This is a genomic window from Streptomyces flaveolus, assembly GCF_000716535.1.
GTDB lineage: Bacteria > Actinomycetota > Actinomycetes > Streptomycetales > Streptomycetaceae > Streptomyces > Streptomyces flaveolus_A.
In genome coordinates this window covers 1-16271 of sequence record NZ_JNWV01000053.1, presented here as the reverse complement: position 1 = coordinate 16271, position 16271 = coordinate 1, and the positions used below count along the sequence as shown (strand labels likewise).

The window sequence follows — 16271 nt, the reverse complement described above, 5'->3', positions numbered from 1 at the left end:
GATCCACCTGAAAGGTTTGACCCACATGCGCAAGAATTCGCTGCGCCTGGCAGTGACCATGGCCGCGGCCGTCGGCCTCTCCCTCGGCGCGGGCACCGCGTTCGCCACACCGGCCGGTCCCGGTGTGAAGGGCACGATCATCAGCCAGACGACGTTCGGCGGAAGGGACTACGTACTGCGGCAGATCACGATTCCCCCGGGCCAGAGCACCGGCTGGCACTACCACGACGGAACCCTCTACGGCGTCGTCCAGCACGGCACCCTGAGCCACTTCGACTCCGACTGCGCCTCCGACGGCGTGTACCACGCCGGCAGCAGCATCACGGAGCCGGCCGGCGCCGACCACGTGCACATCGGCCGCAACCTCGGCACGACCGACGTCGTCCTCGACGTGCTCTACGTACTGCCGCACGGCGCCCCGCTGTCGGAGGACGCCCCCAACCCGGGCTGCGACTTCCAGTAGGGACCCGGCCCCGCCCGGCTCACGGGTGCGCGAGCCCGCCACGGCAGCACACCGTGGCGGGCTCGCCGTACGAGGAGGCCGGCGGCCGGGTCACCCGGCCGCCGGTGACCAGGAGCGGAAGACCGCTGCCTGGCCGTGGATCCTGCCACGGGTGTCCATCAGGTCCCACATGGTCACGTCCTCGATCCAGAAGGGGCGGCCGTCCTTGCCGACACGGATCCCCCGGTATCCGGTGGCGTAGTGGTCGGCCCGCACGGCGCGCACGAAGGCGTCTCGGTCCGGCTGGCCGTCCGGGCGCGCGGACAGCCGGGACGGCATGCCGACGAACTCGTCCCAGGAGTAGCCGAAGCGTTCCTGCGCGGTGCTGTTGGCGTAGACGAAGAGCGGATCGGCGGAGGTGTCGTGCGCGAGCAGACCGAACGGTGCCCGGTCGTACAGCCATCGCGCGGCTGACCGGTCGGTGTCCCACCGCGCCGGGCACAGCGGCTCGCCCACCAGCCGGAGATGGCTGGAGAGAAGCAGGGCGGCGAACGCGGGGTCCGCGGCCGACATGTTCAGCGTTATCGGCGTGCCGCCGTCATCGAGGGATGTCATCACCGTTCACAGTTCCTTTGTCTGGCGCGAGTCGGCGTCCGATGGTCACATGTGTGGCCTGGCGGGAGGACAGCGGCCCGGCGGCACCACGCGCTCCGGGCGGGGCCTGTCGGGGCGTCCCCGCCCTTCATCGGCGTCCCAGCCTTGACAGGGAACTGTCCCAGCAACAGCCTATGGCAACGTTGTCAGACCACGGGAGTGGCTCCTGCTCGGCAACACGCACCTCCCCTTCCGACCCACCCCTGTGATAGGACGGCGCACTCATGGCCGATCAGTCGAGTCGATCGCAACGCCCCTCCCGGCGCGCCGTCGCCACCGGCTCGGCACCACCGGCCGCCTCCGGCCCCGGCACCGAGGACGGCCACGGTCCGGCCAACGCCACCGACGGCGACCCGGGCACCCGCAGGTCCTCCGCCTGCGTCGACGGCCAGAGGATCCGCGTCGGCCTCGGCTCCGTGCGGTCCGTCGACCGGGTCGACCCGGTGTGGGAGCAGGCCTACCCGAAGGCCCACGTCGTCCGGGTCTCCGAGGAAGGCGAGCAGTGCACGCACGCCGCGTCCATGGACGACACGACCGTCCCGCTGCCCTTCGACAGCGGCGACGCCGGCCGGCAGGTGACCGACTTCGAGGCCTGCACCGCCCGTCACGTCCGCCTGCCCTGCGGCATCCGCGACACCAGCCGGGCCGACTCCCCGTGGTCCCCGGGAGCCGTCGACAGCGCCATGCCCGGTACCGACCCGCCACCGCACCCGCGGGCCACGGCCTACGGCGAGGAGGACGGCCACCCGGCCGCGCGCGTCACCGACAGGAACTCCGGCACCCACAGGTCCCCCGCCCGCGAGGACCACCAGCGGATCCAGGTCGGCCTCGGCTCCACCCGGCGCTTGGACCGCGTGGCCGTGCTGTGGGAGCGGGCCTGCGCGAAGACGTACGTCGTCCAGGTCTCGGATGACGGCTTCACCTGGACCGATGTGCGGACCGTCGGCGACACCCCCGACCCGCTGAATGTCAGCGTGAACGGCGTGCGTGTGCCGGTGCGCGGCGGCGACCGGGGCCGGGACGAACCGCCGCTGCGGATGCCCGCCGAGCGGGTGGACGCGCCCGGGCGGACGCACCGGGCCACGGACCGCGCGATGATCCGCGACGGGGTCGACGGCAGCGACCGCGAGGAGTTCCACGCCGTCCGCGACGCGCACGACGCCTCGGTGGGGAACGACGTCACCAACGCCTGGAGCACGGACCCGCCGGACCGCGAGGCGTTCGTCCCCGTGGCCCGTGACACCGAGCCGCGCCACCGTGCCCTTCCGTGCGTGGCGGCGTGGTGCGGCGCCGCCGAGGGCGACCCGCCCGCCACGATCGACCAGGGCGTGCGCGCGGCTGTCGAGAGCCGGACACCGGGAGACCTCCACCAGGGCAACTCGGCCCAGGGCGTCATCACGGGCGGCCCCTGCGCGTGGGTCGGCCCGCGGCGCCACTGCGCCCCGTGGGCGTACGGCCGCGAGGGTTTCGGCTTCCGCACCGAGACCGGCAGGCCCGCCGTCTCCACCGCCGCGAGCACCCGCGCCATGGCGGTGGGCGACGACCGGCCGGAGTGGCCGATCGGCGGCGCGTGGTACTGCCACGACCGCGACGAGCGCGGGACCCAGGCGCCCGGGAGCTACCGGGCCGCCATCGAGAGCCGCCTCGGCACGGCCGCCGCCATCGACACCCGCCTCGGCACGGCCCGCGACCTGGACGACCTCACGCGCGAGACGCCGTTCGTCGACCACGAGGACGGTACAGCCTGGCTGACCTACGACCACGACTTCGACGTCACAGGCGCCCACTTCGGCCGCCCACGTGTCCACGAGTCCCTGCACGTCCGGGCGGATCCGGTGAAGTGGCAGATCATCGCGGTCAACCACACCAGGAGGGCGCTGACGCACGCGACGGTCACCGCCGAGACGTACGACCTGTCCGGCCGGCGGATCGCGAGCACCCGGCGGGCCCGCGTCGACGTGGCACCCGCCGGGTCGGCGGTGGCGTTCACCGCGGCGCCCTCGGACGACCTGCCGGACCTGCACCTGCTGCGGCTGACCCTCACGGACGACCGGGGACGGGTGCTGTCCCGCGACACCTACTGGCGGTGCCGCACCCCCGAGGCCCTGCGCGCCCTGGACCAGGTGTCGCGGACCAGGCTGTCGGCCTCCCTCTCACCGGTGTCGCGCGACGGAGACCGCCGGGAGATGAGCGCGACCGTCCGCAACACGGGTTCCATGGTCGCCGCGATGGTCCGGCTCTCCCTGCTGGACGCCGAGGACGGCGCCCGGGTGCTGCCCGCTCTCTACGACGACAACCACCTGTGGCTGCTGCCCGGTGAGACGCGCTCGATCACGCTGTGCTGGTCGGCCACCGCCCTGCCCTCGGGCCGGCCGAAGCTGCGGGTCGAGGGGTACAACACGCACCCGGTCACGGTGCGCGGCTGAGCACCCGAACGCCCACGCCACCGCTCCCCTCGGCGGCGCGGGCCCTCACGTGCCGATCACACGTGCCGCTCGTAGGACGCCCAGGCGATGTGCGACTCGTGCAACGTCACGGCCACCTCGCGGATCCCCCGGGCTCCCTCCCCCAGCGCCCCCGCGTGTATCTGCTCGACCAGACGGTCGGCGATCACCTTGGCGAGGTACTCCGTCGAGGTGTTGATCTGCTGGAACTGCTCCTCGTCGTCGAGGTTGCGGTAGTTGAGCGCGCCGACCACCTTGCCGAGTTCCGTGGTGGCGAGACCGATGTCGACGACGATGTTGTCGTCGTCCAGGTCGGGGCGCCGGAACGTCGCGTCCACGACGAACGTCGCACCGTGCAGCCGCTGTGCGGGCCCGAAGACCTCACCCCGGAAGCTGTGGGCGACCATCATGTGGTCACGTACGGTGATGCTGAACAAGAGTCCTCCAAGGTGGGTCCGCGGACGGGCACGACCGGATACCCGACGCACCCGTGACGGAGATGTTTTCATACCTGGCCGCGGACGAGAGAACGACGTTTCCGGTTCCCCGGCATGTGAACCAAGTGCGCCCTCGGCTCGTGTCCATCATGTGTCTGAAGGCCCCACGGCCCGGTTCCGCCCTCGGAGATCGCCGGGTCCGGACGCGAGCAGACGCCCGGAACGTGTCCGCGGCAAACGCGGCCCGCCCGGCCGCTTCGAGGTCATGCCGCCTGCGGGTGGCTTCACCGGCAGAGGAGGACGATGGACAGGCCACCGGGGAGCCGTTTGGAGAAGATCCTTGCTGACTTCGCCGAGCAGCACGGTGTGCTGAACAGGGCTCAGGAGCAGATGAGGGCACTGTCGGTGACGGCGTGCTCGAAGGACGGTGTCGTGGAGGTCACCGTGGGTGCCGACGGCCGCGCGGCGGGCGTCCACTTCGTCAGCCGGCGTTTTCGCGAGTTGGCCGCCCCCCAGCTGGGCGACAGCGTCTTGGAGGCTCTGACGACCGCCCGTGCCGAGTTCGCGGCCCGCGCCACCGCCGTGCTGACGGCCGCGAACATCCGTCTGCCGGTGGCCGCGGAAGGCGCGGGCGAGGGCGAACCGCGCAGTCCGGAGGCGATCCGTGAGGCACCGTCCGTGTGCTGGCGCCGCCTGGTCGGGGAGGCCCGAGCGGTGACGGTCGGCCCTGTCCCGGTCAACGACTCCGCGTGGGCCAGACCGTTGTGGGGCCGCCGCCCCGGTACTCGCTCCACCTCCCCGCACACTCCCCTGCCGGCCGAACTGCGCGAGGCCGTCACGGCGCTGAGGGACGCCGTGTGCGATGCCGTGTGCGGTTCCCGGGACGCGTCCACGCCGGCGGGGCGTCGGTGATCGAGGAACACACACCCGGCCTCCACAGCAACGGTCACTGATCCGACGGACCGCTACGAACGCTGGAACGACGGCCTCGTCCCGTCGTCCCGCGCTCAGGCTGGTGCGAGCCGATCCCCGGCCCAGCGGTCCCCCAGCCTTCCATCGAGGAGCCATACGGCCATGCCGAGAATTCTGCGCGACGACGACGTCGTCCGTGTCCAGGACAACGTCTACGCGGTGTCCGGCAGCAACACCAACTGGGTGATCGTCAAGGACGGCGACAGCTGCACTCTCATCGACACCGGCTATCCCGGCGACCGCGACGCCGTGCTGGCCTCGCTGCACGCGGTCGGGCTGAACCCGCGTTCCGTGGCCGCCGTGCTGGTCACGCACGCGCACAACGACCACATCGGTGCGGCCGAACACCTGCGCGCCGCGTACGACGTGCCCGTCCTCATGCACCACGAGGAGGTGCCGCACGCACGCCGCGACTTCCTCGACCAGGTTTCCGTCGGACAGGTGCTCGCCCAGGCATGGCGGCCCGGCGTGCTTCCGTGGGCCGTGCACGCCCTGCGCGCGGGCGGAACCACCCATGTGCCGGTCCGTGAGCCGCAGGCCTTCCCCGTGCCGGGAGCCCTGGACCTGCCCGGCGCCCCCACTCCCGTGCACACACCCGGGCACACCAAGGGCCACTGCGCCTATCACCTGCCCGGCAGCGGCATCCTGATCAGCGGTGACGCCCTGGTGACCGCGCACCCCACGTCCCGGATCAGCGGCCCGCAACTGCTGCCCGACATGTTCCACACCGACCGTGCCAGGGCTCTCGACTCCCTGGCGGCGTTGGAGGCGATCGACGCGGACACCGTCCTGCCCGGCCACGGACCCGTGCACCACGGTTCGGTCGCAAAGGCCGCCCTGACCGCCCGGGAACGCGCGGCGATGTGACCCCGGGTACCGGTGGGACGAGGCGCGACGCGTCCCACCGGGCCGCGCACGGTTCGACGACACACTCACTGGGCAGTCTGTTCGAGGGGAACCTCGTGCGGGTGGCGGTCACATGCCGGAGGCCGTGGCGAAAAGCCGGCGCTCGCTACGTGCATCGGGCACATCGCGCTTATCGTGAACAGTGAACATGCCCGACGAACCGTCTGGCGTCGACACTTATCTGCACGGGACCCTCGGCGTGGGTACCATGCGCAACGTCATCCATATCGAGGGAGTGAACGGTTGTGACCAGCCAATCAGCCGCCACGCTCCGGTCGCGGTACGTGGAACAAGCCGCGTCGGACCTGGAGGAGAACCGCCGGCGACAGCAGGAGCTGGAGGAAAGGATCAGGGTGTTGAAGCAGGAGGAGGCCCTCCTGGCGGACATCCTGAACCTCGCCGAGCGGTACGAGGGCTTCGCTGACCCGTCACGTCTGCCCGAGCAGTTGCAGGACGAGCCGGTCCTCGCGAAGGCGAAGCACGGCTCCGGAGCCGCTTCGCGGCGTTCGGCGTCGGTCGGGACCGCTCCGAAGAGCAGGACGGCGAAGGCCGGTGCGAAGGGGAAGTCGCACCGGCCTCTGCTCGGGGACCTGCTGGCGGATCTGCTCGCCGGCCACGACGAGCCGCGCCTGGCCAAGGAGCTGCGGGACGAGCTGCTCGAGAAGTACCCGGACCGCAACCCCACGCCGCAGGTGGTGCGCAACACCCTGGAGGCACTGGTCGCCAAGGGCCGCATCCGGCGTCACAAGCAGCAGCGTTCCGTCATGTACACCCTGGTGCAGCCGGCCCCCGCCACTGCGGACGCCGCCGGCTGACACCTGTGCGCCCGTCCCGCCGGCTGCGGTCCGACCACCGGACACCGGTACGTGTCCGGTGTGGCGGCCTTCGCCACGCGGGACGGGTGAGCCACCTCCGGGCGGTGCGCCGAGGATGCCGCCGACGCCGCGGCGGCCCACCTCGCGGCCCCCGCAGGAAAGCCCGACACCGATCTTCACAAGCGCATCTTCTCCCATGACCGCGCCGGCGGGCGGACCCGCCCCGTGGTTTGCCTCCGGTCTCCCTATGTCCACGGACGGGCAGGGCCGAAAGGTTCACGCGGAGCCGTCCCCGCGTCCGACGAGCCGGCGCCCCCGGCGAAGGCAGGCGCCGTGCGGGGTCCCGACCGGCAGCCGGGCCGTCGCGTCAACGCGATGGCGGAATCCGCCCCGTTCGCTCATATGCGTCGCGGTCCCTCCACGGCGACACACGCCCGACCACCGGTCGCTCCTAGCCCCGCCACATGTTGTCGAACGCGGCGTTCTCGACGTCCCTCCGCAGCCGCAGCGCCTCCAGTTGCGTCACCGCGTCACCGACGGCGGCCAGCACTGTCGTGACCGCGTCCGGGGTTCCGCTCTCGTCCTCTTCCGACGGGTCGGCCCCGATTCCCACGGCTGCCAGCAGAGAACCGAGGACGGGCTCGCCGGACTCCCGGCGTTCCTCGGCTCGGGCGTGTTCCGGCGAGTCCGCCGGCACGGCCGGCCCGGACCGCAGGTGGAAGCCATGGCGCCGGGGGTGGGCGAAGAGCCCGGCCCGCTCGAGGTCGTCGACGTAGGCCGCGGCGAGTTCTCGGCCGCGGCGCCACAGCCAGTCCTCGACCGTCTCGTACGGCTCCTGCCGGGCGAGCGAGGCGGCCGCCTGGTCCAGCAGGAGGTCACCCGTCGCCACCCGCGGGCCGGGAACGATGCGTTCGTCGTCCAGCGTCAGCGCCCCGCTCTCCAGCAGATCGATCATCTCGGCCCCCGCCAGCGCGAGGGACAGGTCGCCCTGCCCCACGGGCCGGTCGGGCGGCAGCCCCAGGACGACGAGCGCGAGGTCTTGTGCGGTGGTCATGAGTCCCTCCACGTCTCCAGCAGGCGCAGCCACACTTCGCTGATGGTGGGGAAGGCCGGTACGGCGTGCCACAGGCGCTCGACGGGCACCTCCCCGGTGATGGCCACGGTGGCCGAGTACAGCAGTTCACCGACGCCCGGTCCGACGAACGTGGCGCCGACGACGACGTGGCGGTCACGGTCGATGAGGACGCGGGCCCGGCCCCGGTAGTCGGGGCGGTACTGGACGGCACCCGCGAGGTGGCCGATCTCGTAGTCGACGACGTCGACGGCGCGACCGTCGCGCTCGGCCTGAGCCGCGGTCAGACCGACGGAGGCGACCTCGGGGTCGGTGAACACGACGCCGGGGACGGCCTCGAGGTCGGCCGTGCTGCTGTGCGGGGCCCAGCGGTCGGTGTCGAGTTCCTCGCCCCGGGCACGGGCGGCGATCACGGCCCCGGCGATGCGGGCCTGGTACTTGCCCTGATGGGTGAAGAGCGCCCGCCGGTTGACGTCACCCACGGCGTACAGCCAGTTCCCGGGGACGGCGGTGACGGTCAGGCTGTCGTCGGTGGGGAGCCAGTCGCCGGGGGTGAGCCCCACGGTGCCGAGCCCGATGTCCTCGGAGCGCGGAGCGCGGCCCGTGGCGAAGAGGATCTCGTCGGCGGTGAGTTCATCGCCGTCCGACAGGGTGATCCGCACGTCGCCGTCGCCCAGCCGCCGCGCGGCGACGACCGAGACGTCGAACCGTACGTCCGCACCGGCCTCCCGCAGACGCTCGGTGACCAGTTCGCCCGCGAAGGGTTCCATGCGCGGCAGCAGCCCGTCCTCGCGGGCGAGCAGGGTCACCCGGCTGCCCAGGGCCTGCCAGGCGGTGGCCATCTCGACGCCCACCACACCGGCGCCCACGATCGCCAGGCGCCCCGGCGGCCGCTGGGCGCTGGTCGCCTCCCGGCTGGTCCAGGGCCGCAACGTGTCCATGCCGGGCAGGTCGGGCAGGGCCGCCCGGCTGCCGGTGCACACCGCGACGGCATGCCGGGCCCGAAGCCGGACGGTGTCGCCGTCGGGTGTCTGCACGGACACCTCACGAACCCCATCCAGGCGTCCGTGGCCGCGCAGCAGGTCGATGCCGGCCGACTTGATCCACTCGACCTGGCCGTCGTCCTTCCAGTCGGCGGACATGCGATTGCGGTGTGCCAGGACGGCCTCGACGTCCAGCGGGTTCTTCACGGCGGGGTCGAGCCCCGGTACGTGCATGGCGTCCGCACGGAGCAGGGCGGGCCGCAGCAGTGCCTTGCTGGGCTCGCAGGCCCAGTACGAGCACTCGCCACCGGCCAGTTCGCTCTCGACGATCACGGTGCTCAGGCCGGCGGCGGTGGTGCGGTCCGCGACGTTCTCGCCGACCGGGCCCGCGCCGATCACTATGACGTCGTAGGTCCGGATGTTCTCGGTCGGCATGTGTCCTCCGGTGGATGCGTGCCGGTCGGGTGGGGGTCGTGGTGCCCGAAGGTGGGCGGCCCCGGCGCGGCGGGGTCGTCGGCCGCGCCGGGGCCGGGTCTCAGCGGCCGGGCGCGCGCTCGGTGACCTCCTGGAGGAACCACTCGTTGCCGTCGAGGTCCTTGAAGGCGGCGAAGGTGCCGTAGCTGGCCCGCTCCGGGTGCAGGCCCGGGACCCGGTGGGCGTCACCGGCGTGGTGGAAGGCACCGGTCTCGTCACGGAACGGTCCGGAGACCTCCACACCGAGGCCGGTCAGCTCCTCCTGGGCCTTGACGATGTCCGTGACGGTCAGCTGGAGGCCGTGGAGGGTACCCGCCGGCTGCTCGGTGAGGCCTTCCCCGAAGATGATCGAGCACTCGGAACCGGGCGGCGTGACCTGCACGATCCGGTAGCCGTCGTTGATCGGGAAGTCGGCGTCCAGACGCCAGCCCAACTGCTCCACGTAGAAGCCCTTGGCGCGGTCCACGTCGGAGACGGGAAGGATGACGACTTCGAGCTTCATGTCCATGGTGGTGATCTCGCTTTCGGTTCGGATGTGGTGGTGGGTTTGTGGGCGGTGTGGTGTGTGTTGCGCCGCCCCGGGCCGAGCCGTCGGCGGTCCCGCTGCGGTGGACGCGCCGAGCACGTACCTGAATGCCGGCGCTCGCCGCGTTCGTCCTCACTGTCGTCCGGGAGCGGCATGTCCCGCATCAGTCACCTGACGGTGTGTCCTGGTCGGCCCCGTGACTGACGGCCTTAAGCCGCCGGTGCCGGGGTGTTACGGCCCCTCCGTCTCGACGGCGGTCACATGTGCCGCGTCCCGGCCCGCCCGCCGGTGATCAATTCGTGACCGTCGTCGGCCGCACCTGACGGCCGCCGAATACGTGTGTCTGTTGGACGGCTCGACGCGAGCGCTCGGCCTCACACGGATGTGCCGCCGCCCGCGTCCGAAGACCGATCACCACCCGACAGAAACACGGAAGGACAGATCTTGAGGAGACTGTTTCCCACCTCTCGCGCGGGACGCGCACTCACGGTGGGTGCCGCACTGCTCTCCGCCGGGGCGGCCCTCGCCCCCGCCGGTACCGCTGCGGCGAGCACCGGCACGGAGGGCCGGCACAAGCTGGATTACGTCGCTCTCGGTGACTCGTACGCCTCCGCGCCGCTCGTGCCCACTCAGGTCGACACGACCTGCCTGCGCTCCAGCCGGAACTACCCCTCGCTGGTCGCGGAGGCGCGCGGTGCGACCCTGACGGATGTCACCTGCTCGGGTGCCACCACCGCCGCCATGACGGCTCCGCAGGCCGACGGTGTGCCGGCGCAGCTGGACGCTCTCGACCGGGGCACCGACCTGGTCACGCTCACCGTCGGTGGCAACGACATCGGTTTCTCGACCGTGCTGGGCACCTGCGTCCAGCTGCTGGGCACCGACCCGGCGGGCGCCCCGTGCCGGACCCATTACACGGGTACCGGCGCGGACGAGATCTCGGCCGCGATCGCCCGGACCGCGCCGAAGGTCGGGCAGGTGCTGCGCGGCATCCACCGCCGCGCGCCGCACGCCCGGGTCGTCGTGGTCGGCTACCCCGATCTCTTCCCCGAGGACGGCGTCGGCTGCACCAGCAGGAGCGTGCCACTGGCCGCGGGTGACTTCGCCTGGCTCCGGGACAAGGAGAAGGAGCTGAACACCATGCTGGCCCGCCAGGCGCGGCGTGGCGGAGCCCGGTACGTGAACACGTACACGCCGACTGTCGGACACGACCTGTGCAAGCCGACCGGCGAGCGCTGGATCGAGACCTTCGCCCCCGAGACGCCGGCGGCGCCGGTGCACCCGAATGCCACGGGTGAGAACGCGATGGCCGACGCCGTCGACGCGGTCCTCCCTCGTCACACCGGCCGCCACTGACACCCATGTCATAGCGCGGTCCCCGATCCGGCCGGGCGTGCGGAGGGCATTCCTCCCTCCGGCCGGGTCGTCACGCGAAGCTCGCAGCCGCCGGGCCGTAACCCGACAGCACCGCGCTCTCCGCCCAGTTCCACACCTGCGTGTCGTCGGGCCACGCCCGATCCGTCGAGCTTCCGGCACGCCGGGGTGGTTGCTCGTCGCAGCGAGCGGAGACCCTGCCGTCGACGAAGCGACGGTGTCCGGCCGTCCGTCGGGATGTGAACGTGATGGCGGCCATGTCGTGCCCTCGCTCTTGGGTAGGCGGTGCTGGTGTGGCCCGAAAAGCGGGTCCCGTACCGGGGGAAGGGGCACGGGACCCGCGGTCTGGGGGATCAGGCGGCGACGCCGGCCTTGATGATGACGGGGACGTTGTCACGCGTGGCCTTGGAGTACGGGCAGATCTGGTGGGCGGCGTGCGCGAGTTCCTCCGCGGTGGCCTGGTCCACGCCGCCGAGAACGGGGCTGAGGACCGCGGAGAGGGAGAACTCGCCGTCGTCGCCGTGGGTGAGCGTGATCTCGGCCGTGATGGTGGTGCTGGTCAGCCGGATCTTGCGGGTGGTGGCGGCACGGCGAAGGGCGCCGAGGAAGCAGGCGGCCCAGCCGGCGGCCAGGAGCTGCTCGGGGTTGGTCGCGGTGCCGGCACCGCCCAGCTCCTTGGGGAGGGCGAGGCTGGTCTCCAGCAGACCGTCGGAGGAGCGAACGTGACCGCCGTTCCGGCCCTCTCCGTCGACGTCGACGACCGCGGTGTAGCTGACTGCCATGACTGGTGCTCCCCATCCGGCTCGAAAGGCTTTCGGTCACCTCCTTCCCGGACACTTTCGTGTCACCGGTTGAGGTGGTGACGTAATCATGGCAGGGCTTCGCGTCACCCGTCAAGACGGTGACTGATGTCTTTCGGTGGCACGTCGGTATGAACGGCAGGCAGCACGCCGGGAGGGCACGATCCGATGAGACACGGCCCCTTGGCCGGCGACCTACGCAACAGGTGTCGCACTGGCCACCGCCGGTCGCCGGGCTGTCCGGATCACGCGCGACAGCGTGACCGCGGAAGGACCCAGCCGGGCACCGACGGCCGCCGTACACGCGAGTCCCGGATGCGCCGACGTCGTCTTGCGCGCCTCAGAAATCCCGGAACAGGACGGTCACCTCACGGTCCCGCCCGCCGATGCCACTCCCCCGGCTCCCCAAGCCCGCCTGAACCAGGCGCTGTTCGACCAGCACGCCCTCGTCTTCCATTCCGGCACCACCGACGAGCCCCGCCACCGCTCCCGGGGCCACAATCCTCGGACTGTCCATGCCACGACAAGCGACGCGCGCGCCGACGCCCTCGTCCGGCGCACAGATGTGAACCATTCCGATGGCACACGTGTGCGGGAATCACTGGTGCGTCGGGACCGACCAGCCAGACGGCCCGCCACACCTGGGGTGTGCCGGGCCGTGCCCCGGACGTGGCGCTCCACCCCGCATGCAGCACACCACCGACGCGCTGGAGACGGCGTGGGCGGAGGCGCACCGGCTGCTGGAGGCGCACCGCGAGACCGTGCGCCGCCATGACGCCGGAGTTGCGGGAAGGAGACGCCGGCCGGCAAGGCGATCACATCGTGCATGGCCTCCGGCCGCAGAACCGCCCAACGCCGCATCATCCAGGACCTGATGGAACAGGCTAGCGGTCAACGACCGTACGGCGGCGGCTCGTTACGGCAGCGGGAAGCCGAGCTGCTCGGCGGTGACCGCCACTCCGGCGGGGCCCCACCGCTTCACCACCTGCTCCATCGTGGACAGGGACCGCAGCTCGGCGCGGTCGAGGTAGAGCACCCCGTCAAGGTGGTCGGTCTCATGCTGCATGATCCGCGCCCCGAGCCCCGCGTGCTCCTCCACGAGGCGCCGTCCCGTCTCGTCCTCGCGGGTCAGCCTGATCCGGTCGGGACGAGCCACCACAGCCTGCCAGCCGGCCACGCTCAGGCACCCTTCGAAGCTCACCGCCTGCGGTCCGCCCGCAGCTTCGTACGAAGGGTTGATCAACACGGTGAACGGCACGGGCTGTTGCCCGCTCTCGATCAGCCGGGCGGTGAGCGCCTCGGGCGTCGCCAACACCGCGAGCCGCAGCGGAAGCCCGACCTGGGGCGCGGCGAGTCCGACGGCGTTGTGGGTCTTCTCCATCGTCTCGCGCATTCTGCCGACGAGGTCCTGCAACACCTCGTCGCCGAGCTGCCCGTCGTAGGAAGCCGTCTTCTGTCGAAGGACGGGATCGCCGGCCTGGACGATGCTGAGGGGCCCCGGCTTCTCGAGGAGCTGAGCGACCCTGTCGGCAAGTTCACGGTTTTCCATGTCTCACCTTTTCGGATGACTTGAGGAAGAGACACATGTGCGTCCTCCGGCATACGACATGGGTCACGACGTCAGTATAGAGACACGTATCCAAAGAATCCGCCGCCTCAGTAAACCCACACACATGTGTTCGAGGTGTTCACCGGACCATGGAATGGAGGCATCTGGCAAGCAGCGGGCGATCGCGCAGGCGGCGCGTGATCACGCTGGGCGAGAACGACTCACCGAGGCACAGGCGGAGAGCGTCGTCCGCAGCGGGGCAGAGCCCATGCCGAGGGCCGCTGAGAGACCGCCCTCAATGCAAAAACGTCTCCGGCGCTCCGAGAGCGGCTACGGGAGAATCGTTCTGAGCGAAGAATCGAACTGTTCGAAAGTTGGGTCTATTTGAGAAGACTCGACCGATTTGTACGCATCGAGCGCTCCACCCAAAGCCCGCAGTCTCCTCCCCCTCAGGGCGGAGGGCAGGCCGCAACGTCGGCACGACAACGGACCAGACCATTGTCAGGACGACAGGCAGAGGCGTCCTACGGATCGCACCTCATTAACGTGAGGTACATCTAGCGCGATCCGCAGAGCGTCTCAGGTGGCCCGGCGGAACGGGACCACGACCCGCTCCCCCAGCTGCCCCGGGGTCAACCGGTAGTACTTGATGTGACCGATCTTCTCCGTCTGCTCCAGCCACCCGAGTTCGATGACCTGCTTGCGCGTCCTGGAGAAGACGGGCGGCGCCATGCCGACCAGCTTGGCCAGCTGAGCGGCGGTTTCCAGGACGGCGCCCGAGCGATCAGTCGGGTGCAGGGCGTAGAGCATGACGACGAGGCGCTGGTTGGCGGTCATGCCGGCCGTGGCCTCCAGCAGCCTGAGGTTTTGCTGCCTGTCGTCGCTGGTCACTTTGCCTCCCACCGTGCTGGCGTGTTCTCGTCGAAGCCCGGGATGTCTGGTGGATTACATGATTTCACCGCTTCACGCTGCTCCAACCCTGTGCCGTGGAAAGCGATGTAAGGACTGATGCGGTAAAGGTTGTAATTTCCGATACGTCCACGCACAACCAGGATGCGGTGCTTGGTCAGCTTTCTATTGATTTTCCCCACGGCGTCGGTCGACATGCCCACCCGTTTGGCGATGTCGGCCCCCGTGGCCCGCAACGGCTCCATCCCCTCCGGAGAGACGCCGATCCACCAGAGAACCAGGAACTTCTGGCTGGGCGTGAAGGCCTTCGATTCCGTGATGGCCTCCACCCTGGCTTTGTCCACCTGGGTGTGCCTGCCGGAGAAGGCATATGGCGCATAGAGGACTGGCTCGCCCGTGTCGGCGTCGACCAGTCTGCGTGCTGCTCCCAACAGGCCCTCCGTGCATGGGTCATTGCCGCGCTGTTCCTTGAGGGCGGCCTTCGAGCCGCCCTCATGAACCTAACGTACATGAGCAGGAAGTCAATCAACTCCGCCTGTCGGCCGTGTCGTCTGTCGTAAGGGATCACCTCGCGATCCCCTCGACGCCGACCGCACCTGCCCGAGAGATGTACCTGACGTCAATCTACCGCTGCTGTAGAACAGCGGTACTCAGTTCCTGTGGACGTGGTGGCAGTCCCTGGGAACTGCCTGGCAGTCCCTCAGAACCGCCTGGCGGTTCTCCCAACCGTGGTAGCGGTCCAGGGAAACTGACTGCCACGATCCGCGGAACTGGGCACTCGGTTCCACGGATCCGCCTCTGCTGTCACAGGAACTGCCTGGCAGTTCCCACGGTCTGGGTCCCGACACCTGTTTCCGCAGGTCAGAGCCCTTTTGAGCGCATCGCTCTCTTTACCTACAACTAAGCGCCGTACGGGGTTCCCGCACTAGGCTCAGGCCCGTGAAACGGGGTGCAGTGACACCAATCGCGTACTCCCCCTCCCCCACTGCTCCCGCACCACAGAAAGTCAGCCACGACGTACCGGTACGTGCACGACCAGGCGCGCGTATGTCTCCATCAGCCCCCCACCCGGCTCAACCACGTCATTGAATTTCGGGAAGCCGCCACGGCCAGGTAGCGGTTGACGATGCCTCAGGCACCACGTCGGGGATACCCAAGCCACCCACGCCGAGAAGCTGGAACCTCGCCCCATCCGAGGGGGCGTGCGCCCAGGCAGCAGAGCCACGTCGGATCAGCGAGCGGGAACGCCCGGAGACCGACGGTCGGTGGGTGATCAGGCAGCGCGCACGTCTGAGAAGTCGCCTCGATCATCCGACGGTTGGATCGGTGAAGGCAGGGCTGACCTGGCTGCTGCGCCGCAGCAGGGGCCAGATGCCCTCGACGGGGTTCGTCGTGGACGTTGAGGTTGTCCCACACCAGCACGCTGGGTGCGCCGATCTGCTGATGCGCGGCGATGAGCAGGTCGCGGTAGTCGGTCCAGGTGAAACCGCGGCGGCCGCCGCGCTTGTGTAGCAGGCCAGAGCGGCGACGGAGTAGCGGCGCTGAGAGCGTCCCTGAACCCCCGGTGACGGGTGTGTCCGCAATGGGTCCAGGTTCATACAGTGGGCGGCGTCATCGAGAAGCCGGCTTCGTCTTCGAGGCACAGCCAGGCGTTGAGCGTCGCTACGGGCCTTCCACCTGCGGTCAGATCTCCTTCACCCAGCTCGCCACGACCTGCTCGTCCCGCTCGATGGCTCGACGGGCCGGGACCTGGTGGCTGAAGCCGTGCCGGTGCAGCATCTGCGCGATGGCAGACAGCGTCATGCTCTAGTGAACCGGGTCACGTCCGCTGGAGTGGTGTATCGACGGCCACTCGGTGATCTCGTTTTGAGGCTATGCGGTGAGTTCGGTGGGCAGGACGGTGTCGTCGGTTTC

At 70.3% G+C, this 16271-nt stretch carries 15 protein-coding genes and 1 pseudogene; 6 read left to right on the top strand and 10 right to left on the bottom strand.

Annotated features, from left to right (window positions below; all coding sequences use genetic code 11):
- Positions 1 to 25: 25 nt before the first annotated feature.
- Positions 26 to 463: a cupin domain-containing protein gene (locus tag OO52_RS40790; RefSeq protein WP_030656484.1), complete on the top strand. Its 438-nt coding sequence runs from the start codon at positions 26 to 28 to the stop codon at positions 461 to 463.
- Between the two features lie 90 nt (positions 464 to 553).
- On the opposite strand, the gene OO52_RS40785 is transcribed toward OO52_RS40790, so the two are convergent.
- Entirely contained in the window at positions 554 to 1057 is a 504-nt protein-coding gene (locus OO52_RS40785; RefSeq protein ID WP_030656482.1) for an MEKHLA domain-containing protein, read from the bottom strand.
- A gap of 263 nt (positions 1058 to 1320) precedes the next feature.
- On the opposite strand from OO52_RS40785, the gene OO52_RS40780 reads away from it, so the two are divergent.
- Positions 1321 to 3522 (top strand): discoidin domain-containing protein, encoded by a 2202-nt coding sequence (locus tag OO52_RS40780; RefSeq protein ID WP_051818979.1) that lies wholly within the window; start codon positions 1321 to 1323, stop codon positions 3520 to 3522.
- 56 nt (positions 3523 to 3578) lie between these two features.
- Here the strand turns inward: OO52_RS40780 and OO52_RS40775 are convergent, their stop codons facing one another.
- Complete coding sequence (locus OO52_RS40775) at positions 3579 to 3977, bottom strand: 6-pyruvoyl trahydropterin synthase family protein (protein WP_030656478.1); 399 nt, start codon at positions 3975 to 3977, stop codon at positions 3579 to 3581.
- 303 nt (positions 3978 to 4280) lie between these two features.
- Between OO52_RS40775 and OO52_RS40770 the strand changes: the two genes are divergently transcribed.
- The 3 genes from OO52_RS40770 to OO52_RS40760 all read left to right on the top strand — a co-directional run bounded on the left by OO52_RS40770 (position 4281) and on the right by OO52_RS40760 (position 6670).
- Entirely contained in the window at positions 4281 to 4889 is a 609-nt protein-coding gene (locus tag OO52_RS40770; protein WP_106972155.1) for a YbaB/EbfC family nucleoid-associated protein, read from the top strand.
- A gap of 162 nt (positions 4890 to 5051) precedes the next feature.
- Positions 5052 to 5816, top strand: coding sequence for an MBL fold metallo-hydrolase (locus OO52_RS40765; protein WP_030656474.1), 765 nt, complete (start codon positions 5052 to 5054; stop codon positions 5814 to 5816).
- A gap of 284 nt (positions 5817 to 6100) precedes the next feature.
- The gene (locus tag OO52_RS40760; protein WP_196944328.1) at positions 6101 to 6670 is read left to right on the top strand and encodes a hypothetical protein; all 570 of its coding nucleotides are present in this window, start codon (positions 6101 to 6103) and stop codon (positions 6668 to 6670) included.
- Between the two features lie 451 nt (positions 6671 to 7121).
- On the opposite strand, the gene OO52_RS40755 is transcribed toward OO52_RS40760, so the two are convergent.
- From OO52_RS40755 to OO52_RS40745, 3 genes are all read right to left on the bottom strand, one after another.
- Entirely contained in the window at positions 7122 to 7724 is a 603-nt protein-coding gene (locus tag OO52_RS40755; protein ID WP_030656470.1) for a GOLPH3/VPS74 family protein, read from the bottom strand.
- Positions 7721 to 9160 (bottom strand): dihydrolipoyl dehydrogenase family protein, encoded by a 1440-nt coding sequence (locus tag OO52_RS40750; RefSeq protein WP_030656468.1) that lies wholly within the window; start codon positions 9158 to 9160, stop codon positions 7721 to 7723. The genes OO52_RS40755 and OO52_RS40750 overlap by 4 nt, the downstream gene beginning before the upstream one ends.
- Before the next feature lie 100 nt (positions 9161 to 9260).
- On the bottom strand, positions 9261 to 9707 hold the full coding sequence (locus OO52_RS40745; RefSeq protein WP_030656466.1) for a VOC family protein: 447 nt from the start codon (positions 9705 to 9707) through the stop codon (positions 9261 to 9263).
- 462 nt (positions 9708 to 10169) lie between these two features.
- On the opposite strand from OO52_RS40745, the gene OO52_RS40740 reads away from it, so the two are divergent.
- The gene (locus tag OO52_RS40740) at positions 10170 to 11081 is read left to right on the top strand and encodes an SGNH/GDSL hydrolase family protein (RefSeq protein WP_420711457.1); all 912 of its coding nucleotides are present in this window, start codon (positions 10170 to 10172) and stop codon (positions 11079 to 11081) included.
- Between the two features lie 371 nt (positions 11082 to 11452).
- Here the strand turns inward: OO52_RS40740 and OO52_RS40735 are convergent, their stop codons facing one another.
- From OO52_RS40735 to OO52_RS54805, 5 genes and pseudogenes are all read right to left on the bottom strand, one after another.
- The gene (locus tag OO52_RS40735; RefSeq protein WP_030656463.1) at positions 11453 to 11881 is read right to left on the bottom strand and encodes an organic hydroperoxide resistance protein; all 429 of its coding nucleotides are present in this window, start codon (positions 11879 to 11881) and stop codon (positions 11453 to 11455) included.
- A 934-nt stretch (positions 11882 to 12815) separates the two neighbouring features.
- Positions 12816 to 13448 carry a peptide deformylase gene (locus OO52_RS40730; protein ID WP_030656461.1) on the bottom strand — a complete coding sequence of 211 codons (633 nt, stop codon included), beginning with the start codon at positions 13446 to 13448 and terminating at the stop codon, positions 12816 to 12818.
- Positions 13449 to 14027: 579 nt separating this feature from the next.
- Positions 14028 to 14339 carry a replication initiation protein, RepL2 gene (locus tag OO52_RS40725; protein ID WP_014669002.1) on the bottom strand — a complete coding sequence of 104 codons (312 nt, stop codon included), beginning with the start codon at positions 14337 to 14339 and terminating at the stop codon, positions 14028 to 14030.
- Positions 14336 to 14788, bottom strand: a complete 453-nt coding sequence (locus OO52_RS48660; RefSeq protein WP_078611565.1) for a MarR family transcriptional regulator — start codon at positions 14786 to 14788, stop codon at positions 14336 to 14338. Before OO52_RS48660 ends, OO52_RS40725 begins: the two co-directional genes overlap by 4 nt.
- 888 nt (positions 14789 to 15676) lie before the next feature.
- A pseudogene (locus OO52_RS54805) lies at positions 15677 to 16163 on the bottom strand (helix-turn-helix domain-containing protein); the annotation flags it as partial.
- Positions 16164 to 16271 lie beyond the last annotated feature (108 nt).

Bases quoted from the DNA above. Each gene is read 5' to 3' on its own strand.
- OO52_RS40780 (WP_051818979.1), top strand. From the start codon at position 1,321: ATGGCCGATCAGTCGAGTCGATCGCAACGCCCCTCCCGGCGCGCCGTC.
- OO52_RS40735 (WP_030656463.1), bottom strand. From the start codon at position 11,881: ATGGCAGTCAGCTACACCGCGGTCGTCGACGTCGACGGAGAGGGCCGG.
- OO52_RS40765 (WP_030656474.1), top strand. From the start codon at position 5,052: ATGCCGAGAATTCTGCGCGACGACGACGTCGTCCGTGTCCAGGACAAC.
- OO52_RS40790 (WP_030656484.1), top strand. From the start codon at position 26: ATGCGCAAGAATTCGCTGCGCCTGGCAGTGACCATGGCCGCGGCCGTC.
- OO52_RS40770 (WP_106972155.1), top strand. From the start codon at position 4,281: ATGGACAGGCCACCGGGGAGCCGTTTGGAGAAGATCCTTGCTGACTTC.
- OO52_RS40785 (WP_030656482.1), bottom strand. From the start codon at position 1,057: ATGACATCCCTCGATGACGGCGGCACGCCGATAACGCTGAACATGTCG.
- OO52_RS40755 (WP_030656470.1), bottom strand. From the start codon at position 7,724: ATGACCACCGCACAAGACCTCGCGCTCGTCGTCCTGGGGCTGCCGCCC.
- OO52_RS40750 (WP_030656468.1), bottom strand. From the start codon at position 9,160: ATGCCGACCGAGAACATCCGGACCTACGACGTCATAGTGATCGGCGCG.
- OO52_RS40745 (WP_030656466.1), bottom strand. From the start codon at position 9,707: ATGGACATGAAGCTCGAAGTCGTCATCCTTCCCGTCTCCGACGTGGAC.
- OO52_RS40730 (WP_030656461.1), bottom strand. From the start codon at position 13,448: ATGGAAAACCGTGAACTTGCCGACAGGGTCGCTCAGCTCCTCGAGAAG.